Source organism: Microbacterium sp., assembly GCF_029263575.1.
Classification (GTDB): Bacteria; Actinomycetota; Actinomycetes; order Actinomycetales; family Microbacteriaceae; genus Microbacterium.
Window position 1 is genome coordinate 1 of the sequence record NZ_JAJUFV010000142.1, and the last position, 7,498, is coordinate 7,498.

The 7,498-nt window shown below is 67.4% G+C and carries 5 protein-coding genes and 1 pseudogene; 2 read left to right on the top strand and 4 right to left on the bottom strand.

Going from position 1 to position 7,498, the window contains the following annotated elements; genetic code table 11:
• A pseudogene (locus Q1J95_RS12685) lies at positions 1 to 618 on the bottom strand (alpha-glucosidase/alpha-galactosidase); the annotation flags it as partial.
• Positions 619 to 704: 86 nt separating this feature from the next.
• Between Q1J95_RS12685 and Q1J95_RS12690 the strand changes: the two are divergent.
• Positions 705 to 1,514 (top strand): DeoR/GlpR family DNA-binding transcription regulator, encoded by an 810-nt coding sequence (locus Q1J95_RS12690; protein WP_300268106.1) that lies wholly within the window; start codon positions 705 to 707, stop codon positions 1,512 to 1,514.
• Positions 1,515 to 1,656: 142 nt separating this feature from the next.
• Positions 1,657 to 3,099 (top strand): endo alpha-1,4 polygalactosaminidase, encoded by a 1,443-nt coding sequence (locus Q1J95_RS12695; protein WP_300268108.1) that lies wholly within the window; start codon positions 1,657 to 1,659, stop codon positions 3,097 to 3,099.
• A 48-nt stretch (positions 3,100 to 3,147) separates the two neighbouring features.
• On the opposite strand, the gene Q1J95_RS12700 is transcribed toward Q1J95_RS12695, so the two are convergent.
• The 3 genes from Q1J95_RS12700 to Q1J95_RS12710 form a co-directional block, all read right to left on the bottom strand.
• Positions 3,148 to 3,462 (bottom strand): potassium transporter Trk, encoded by a 315-nt coding sequence (locus Q1J95_RS12700; RefSeq protein ID WP_300268111.1) that lies wholly within the window; start codon positions 3,460 to 3,462, stop codon positions 3,148 to 3,150.
• Positions 3,463 to 3,549: 87 nt separating this feature from the next.
• Positions 3,550 to 4,380: a siderophore-interacting protein gene (locus Q1J95_RS12705; RefSeq protein WP_300268113.1), complete on the bottom strand. Its 831-nt coding sequence runs from the start codon at positions 4,378 to 4,380 to the stop codon at positions 3,550 to 3,552.
• 92 nt (positions 4,381 to 4,472) lie between these two features.
• The coding region (locus Q1J95_RS12710; RefSeq protein ID WP_300268116.1) for an HtaA domain-containing protein at positions 4,473 to 7,498 on the bottom strand (3,026 nt) is incomplete at its 5' end.

Here is a 7,498-nt window from a genome sequence, read left to right on the forward strand (position 1 = left end):
CCACTCGGTCAGCCACGCCTGGTGATTGACACCGGCGGCTCGGTAGTGCGTGCCCTCGAGCGGTACGCCGATGAGCTCGCACAGGTCGTTGACGGTCCAGTAGACGCTGTGGCACAGGCCCACGGCTTTGATCTCGGGGGCGACGACAGACATCCACCAGATGTTCATCGCCATCGGGTTCGTGTAGTTGAGGAACCAGGCGTCGGGGCATACTTGCTGCATATCGCGCGCGATGCCCGTGAGCACGGGGAAGGTGCGAAGCGCCCGGAAGACCCCGCCGACGCCGGTGGTGTCACCGATCGTCTGACGCAGGCCCTTCGCCGCTGGCACCTCGAGGTCGATGCGGGTGGCGTCGATGCCGCCCACCTGGATCATGTTGATGACGAAGTCGGCCCCTTCCAGCGCCGTGCGCCGATCGAGCGAGGCTGTCACATGCACCTCGCGCCCGAGCTGCTGCGCGACGTTGATCGCGGTGAGCCTGGCAACCTCGAGGCGCGCGTCGTCGATGTCGTGCAGCGCGATATCGAGCACGGGCAGATCGGGGAACCGCAGCAGGTCGGTAATCAGCTGGCGCGTGAAGACAACGCTTCCGGCGCCGAGGAAAGTGATCGTTGGCATGTTCTTGATTCTGAGAGAAATGCTTATTCCGCGCAAGCAAATGCGCATATTGACACTCATTCGCTCATCTGTCATGCTCACTTGCCATGGTCACTGCGCACAGCACCAGCACCGTCGCCGAGCTCGGTGGCTCACCCAAACGCTCGCGACGCATGGCGGGGATCCTCGATACGATCGCCGAACGCGGCGAGATCTCGCTCGCAGAGCTGACCGACCTCTTCGACAGCTCGGCGGCCACGCTGCGGCGCGACCTGACCGTCCTCGCCGACCAGGGCCTCATCATCCGCACCCACGGCGGGGCGAAAGCCGCCGGCTCACTCGCCGAACTGCCCGTAGCTTTGCGCGACACTCGATTCCAAGACGCCAAACGGCGCATCGCACGTGCCGCAGCCGCGCACATCCCGCGCGAGCGCCACGCCATCGCCCTCAGCGGCGGCACCACCACCGCGGGCGTCGCCCGCGAACTGGTCAACCACGCCGATCTCACCATCGTCACCAACTCGCTCTCGATCGCCTCACTCGCCGCGCCGTATCCGCGGCTGCGCGTCGTGATGACCGGGGGCATCCTGCGCCCGCAGTCGCTCGAGCTTGTCGGCGTCCTGGCCGAGGGCACATTCAACGCCGTCAACGTCGGCACCGCCATCCTCGGCGCCGACGGATTCTCGGCCGAGGCTGGCGTCACCACCCACGACGAGACCGAAGCGCGCACCAACCACGCCATGGTCACCAAGGCGCAGCGCACGATCGTCGTCGCGGACGGGTCGAAGATCGGCGGAGCAGCCCTGGCTCAGATGGCCGAGACCACGAGCGTCACGATCCTCATCACCGATGATTCGGCCGATGAGGGCGAGCTCGACAAGCTGCGCGCCGCCGGGGTGACCGTCGTCGTCGTCTGAACCGAGCCCGCACCGCTCAGCGGCAGTGAGCGAATGCGCGTTCGTGGTGAGCAGTTCACGGCAAAAGCTCGCAGAACGCTCATCCGCTCGCTAGCTTTCGCCCCAAGCGCCGCACCCGCGGCGCACGAGAGGAGACCGATTCGTGCTTTCCACCATCCTTCCGAGGCGCCGGGCATCCCGCGGCCTCGCGCTGACGGCGATCGGCGTCGCGGCGCTGACGACGACGGCGTTGCTCACCGCGACGCCCGCGACCGCGGCATCCGACACCCTTTCCCCTGACTCGCTGACGACGACAGCCGGCAGCATCGGCAGCGGACAGAGCGTCTCCCACCTCGCCGTCAAAGACCAGTCGGGCAGCCAGGACGACTGGAGCAGGTACGTCGAGTTCATCGGCGCCTACGCGGGCTACCGCACCTATGCGCTTCCCGCCGGGGTCGACGCCGAAGACGTCACCGCCATCGATGTGACGACGAACTACCGCGGCCCCTCCGCTGCCGAGCAGACCTGGACATGGTCACTGTACGACTGGTCGGCGAGCAGCTGGAACGCCGTCGGCACCAACGCATCGGCCACCTCGTGGGGGTCGTGGAAGCAGCTGAGCTTCGACTCCCCCGCGAACGCCGCGTCGTTCGTGAACAGCTCGGGAGACATCCGCGTGCGGTTGAGCGCGAACAATTCGTCGGATGCCGCGAACGTCGACTACGAGTCGCTGCAGGTGACCAGCTCTGACGGCTCCGGCGGCAGTACCACCGTCATGCTGCCGCCCGCCAATGGTGGATTCTCGTACCAGCTGGGCGGCGCCTACACACCCGAGTCGGGCGTCGACATCGTCAGCCGCGACCGCACCGAGGCCCCCGCCGGCGCTGGCTTCTACAACATCTGCTACGTCAACCTGCTGCAGACACAGCCTGACTATGAGGGCCAATCGCCGACGAACCCCGACTACGGCACCACGCAGTGGTGGATCAACAACCACCCGAACCTGCTGCTGCGAGACGCGAACGGTGACCTGATCGCCGACGACGAGTGGAGCGAGGCGATCTTCGACGTCAGCACGGCGGCCAAGCGCCAGCAGCTGCTCGCCATCCAAGACGACTGGTTCGCCGACTGCAAGGACGACGGATACCAGGCGATCGAGCCCGACAACCTCGATGTCTTCCTGCGTTCGGAAGGCCAGCTCTCGTTCGCCCAGACCAAGGAGTACGTGAAGCTCGTCATTCCGAATGTGCATGATCTGGGCCTGGCGATCGCGCAGAAGAACACCAGCGAGACCGGGCAGGGCTACGGCACGATCGGCAAGACCTTCGTCGACACCGTGAGCCCCGCGCAGGGCTTCGACTTCGCGATCGCCGAGGAGTGCGCGCGCTACCTCGAGTGCGACAGCTACACAGACGTGTACGACCCGCACGTGCTCGAGATCGAGTACACCGACGAGAACGAACCGGTCGTGCACGACGGCGAAACCGACCCCCGCACGCCGTTCGACTGGATCTGCGACAAAGACGGCGACGAACGGCCGATCATCCTGCGCGACCGCGAGCTGGTCACACCCAGCGACAGCGCGTACTTCTACGCCAGCTGCTGAGAACGCCCGCCCCGGTCTCGCCGCGCTCGGCGAGGGCGGGGCGGCGACTCAGTCAGACTCGATGATGGTCTCGCGGCCCACTTTCACGACCCGGTCGTGCCGACGCGCGACACGCTCGAGCACGAGTGCGACGATGCCGCCGAGCGCGAGCCCGGCCGGAACCGTCCACAGCAGCGCGAAGCCGAAAACCTGGCCAGGTGGGTAGACGACAGAAAGAGTCTCCGAGGGCTCGTACGAACCGACCATCGTCAGGATGCCGGCAGCGATGATGCCGAGGATGGCGCCGATTCCCATGAACACGCCGTACCGTGGCACGCGACGAACGGTCGCCTCGACGGTGTGGGCAGTTTCGGGATCGGACATAGCTCCATTGTCCCACGGCTGTCTATGAGCGGATGCCGCGGCGGGTCGCGAGAGCCGCTCGCTGAGCCCGTCGAAGTGCGCGGCGCGTCAGATCTGGCCGACGGGCTCGCGCTTCTCCGCCTGGAAGGCGTCTTCCTTGCGGCCGAGCGCCCAGTATGCCGACAACGACAGCTGCGAGCGCTCGAGCCCCCGCTCATCTGTCAGGAACGGCCGCAGCTGCTTCATCGCACCGCGCTCACCGTGCGCGAAGACCTGCACGCGTCCCTCGCGCCATTCGAGCTCGCGCACGGCGTCGACGAGCAGTGTGGTCGTGCCCGCGGCCGCGTCGCCGCGATGCAGCCACTGCACACGGACACCGTCGGGGTGGACGAGTTCCAGCTGCTCCGCCTCGTTCTGCACCTCGATGAACGCCACGCCCGTGGCATCCGCATCCATCGCCTCCAGCGCCGAGGCGATCGCTGGAATCGCCGACTCGTCACCGGCGAGCAGGTGCCAGTCTGCCGCAGCATCCGGCGCGTATCCCCCGCCGATGCCGCCAAGAACGACCGGGTCGCCGGGCTGGGCCGACGCCGCCCAGGGACCGGCGACGCCCTCGTCTCCGTGCGTGACGAAATCGATCCACAGCTGACCGTTCTCGAGGTCGAAACGTCGGATCGTGTAGGTGCGCCGCGTCGGCAGCTGCTCGATCGGCAGCTCCTCACGGAGCTTCTCCAGATCATACGGCGGGGTCAGGTTCACCCCGGCCGGCGTGAACAGCATCTTCGTGTACGCATCGGTGGAACCGTTGTCTTCCACAGCGGCGATGCCGGGGCCACCGGCAACGATGCGCACCAGATGCGGCGTCAGGCGGATGCGCTCGATCACCTCCAGCACGATCTGCGGACGCTTCGGTCGGCGCGGACGATCGGTTTCAGCCAAGATTGCTCCTTCTCCATGCTCTATACGCAACTCTACGAGGGATGCGACCCCGGCAGGGCCGCACCCCTCGTGCAGTCAGATGTGTCAGCGAATCACGCTGCTTGACGGCGACGCCAGGCGAATGCGCCGGCGCCGAGCAGGAGCAAGAGCCCTGCCGCCCAGACGGCATCGAGCGGTGCAGGGCCGCCCGTCGCCGCCAGCGAGCCGTTCGTCGTGCTGTCGCACGGAACTTCCCCGCCCAGCGGGAACGTGAAGCTCACCGCATCCAGCGCTTCGCCGGCCTCGTAGAAGCCCATGAACGCTGCAGCACCCGCCGAGGTCAGCGACGCCGATGCCCCGCTCCAGGCGATCTGGCTCGACGACTCGGTCGCTGCCCCCAGCGACAGCGACGCGAATGCGACACCGCTCGCATTGACCGACTCGTGCGAGCCGTATCCAGCCGAGCGCACGTCGAGGAAGAGGGTCGCTATGGAAGCGCCGGTCACCTGGATCCGCGGATTCGACAGGGTGATGTCGAGCAGGCCGCCGTGACCGGTGTAATGGATCGATCCGCCGTAGCGTACCGAGCCGCTGTCGTTACCGGTGCTGTAGGCGCCCGAGCCGCTGCCCCAGGCGCCGGCGATCGTGCCCTGCGCGATCGGACCCTCGATGTAACTTCGGAACGACTCCTTCACACCCCACGAGAGGCTCGCGTTCGAGACCGCCTGCGCCGTGCACACATCGGCGGCGGGGCTTTCGCTGGCGGCGGCATCGCCGCCGCGTGCACCGCCGTCGCTTCCACTGCCGCCGGTCGCTGCCGGGGCGACCGTGAAGTACGCGGTGGCCGTGGTGCCGTCGGGTCGGGTGATGACGAGCGAGTGATCCCCCGTGGTGAAGTCGGCCGGGATCGTCCAGCGCACATTCACGGTTCCCGCGTCGGAAGCGGTGAATGCTCCCAACTCGATCGGGTCAGAGTGCACGACCGCCGTGAGTCTCTCGCCGGGCTCGAAACCGGATCCGCTCACCGACAGCAGCCCGCCCTGCGTGACCGTGCTGCTGCCGTCGAGGGCCAGCACCGGGGTCACCGGCGCATCCTCGACCAGCGGGAACGTGAACGTCACCGGGTCGAGTGCGGTGCCGGCGGAGTAGAAGCCCGCGAAGCCCCGAGCGCCATCCTCCGTCAGCACGGCGGTGGCACCGCTCCAGGTGATCGACTCGCCATCGGATGCCTCGACACCTGCCGGAAGAGTCAACGTCGCGAAGGCGACACCGGTCTCGTTCACGTCCTCGGTGCCGTTATATCCGGCAGCGACGACATCCACGTAGAGCGTCGCCGACATCAGCCCTGTGACGGCGACGCGTGGATTGGAGATGGTCATGTCCAGCGCCCCGGCGTGACCGGTGAAGTGAACCGAGCCGGAATAGGAGACCTCGCCCGCGTTGCTGGCAACGTCGTAGGTGCCCGAGCCGTTCGACCAGATGAACTCGCCGCTGTCGCTGCGTGCTGTCCCGTCGAGGCTGATCTCACCGTGCGCGATCGGGCCGGAGATGTAGTTGCGGAAGCTCTCCTTCAGGCCCCACTCGAGCGTGGCGCCGGAGACGACACCCGGTTCGGGCTCCTCTTCTGCCGGAGCCGTCCAGCTCAGCGAGAGCGGTGCCGGCGGCTTGGTGGCGTTGGCCGCGGATTCGCTGGACTGGTAGTAGAACGCCTGGATGGCGCTCGGCACTGCGAGCACGAAGGCGTTCGGCCAGGCGTTGGCGTAGTCAGCGTGCCACGTGCCCTGCGCTGTCGTGCCCTCGTAGTCGAAGGCGACGGATGCGTCGACATCAGCGGTGAAGTCGGGGACGTCGATGCCGGAAGCCGTGGCGACCACGAGGTGGGTCGTCGAGGCGCTCGAATCGTATGCTCCCACGCCTGTTCGCACGTCACCACTCCACGTGTCCGCGCCCTCAGCAGAGATCGTCAGAACCGGATCGACGAGTTCGATCCACTGTCCGTTCGGGGGGAAGAATCCCGCGTAAGCCTCGACGCGCAGCGCGCCGGTGAACTGGACGACCGTGGCCTCGTCCGAGACGATTCCGGTGCCGCCGGTGAGGACGAACGAGCCGTCTGCGACCGTGACGTCGCCCGATGCGGCCTTCGTCCAGCCGTCGGCGTACTCCGACCACGCCCACGTCGCCGAGACGTCCGAGATCGCCGTGCCGTCTTCCGGCGCTGCGATGTCGACGGTGGTCGGATCGACGATTCCGAAGTTCTCGGTGACGTCGGCCGCTGACGGGGCGAAGGAATCATCCGTCGGCGTGAACACGGCTGTGAAAGCGTGTCCGCCAGCCGCGAGCTCTGATGTGGTCAATGCTGCTTCGCCGTCGGCCGCGTCTTCTGAGCCGAGTGACACACGCTCGGTGTCTCCGGCGGCGATGGTGAAGAACTCCACAGAACCCTGCGGAGCAGCAGAGCCCGACTCGTTCGCCACGGTGGCCGTCAGCGTGACGTCGTCACCCAGGAGCGCCCGTGTCTCGGGGGCAGCGCTCAGCGTCGTCGACGTCGCATCCGAATCGGAATCCGGTGCCGCGGTGATCGTGTAGGCGACCGGCCCCGAGGTCGACGCGGCGAAAGCGGTCGCATCAGCCGGGGTGAAGGCAGCGGTCAGGCTGTGTGCCCCGCTCTCGAGCGCGCTGGTCGCCAGCGACGCCGCACCGTCTGCGACGTCATCTGTGCCGAGCGATGTGCTGCCGTCGAAGAACTCGACGGTGCCGGCCGCGGCGGGGTCGACCGTCGCGCTGAGCGTCACCTCGTCGCCCGCGAGCGCGGTCGACTCGGGCGAAGCGGCGAGAGCCGTCGTCGTGGCGACGGGGTCGGGTGCCTGCACGCTGTAGGGGAGCGTCACGGTCAACGCGTCCGCATACGGGTTCGTGTCGTACATGCCCCCGAACATCACCAGCGCCTCGGAGGTCAGAGTGCCCGGCCCGGTGGTCCAGCTGATGGTCCCGGCATCCACCGATGGGGTTCCCAGCGCGAAGGTCGCCACCGGCATCTGCGTCTCGTCGGTGGCCGGGAAGCCGCTGTACGCGACGCTCGTCACGTCGAACAACAGCGTCGCGGTGCTGGCGCTGTCAACCGAGAAAGTCGGGTTCGACA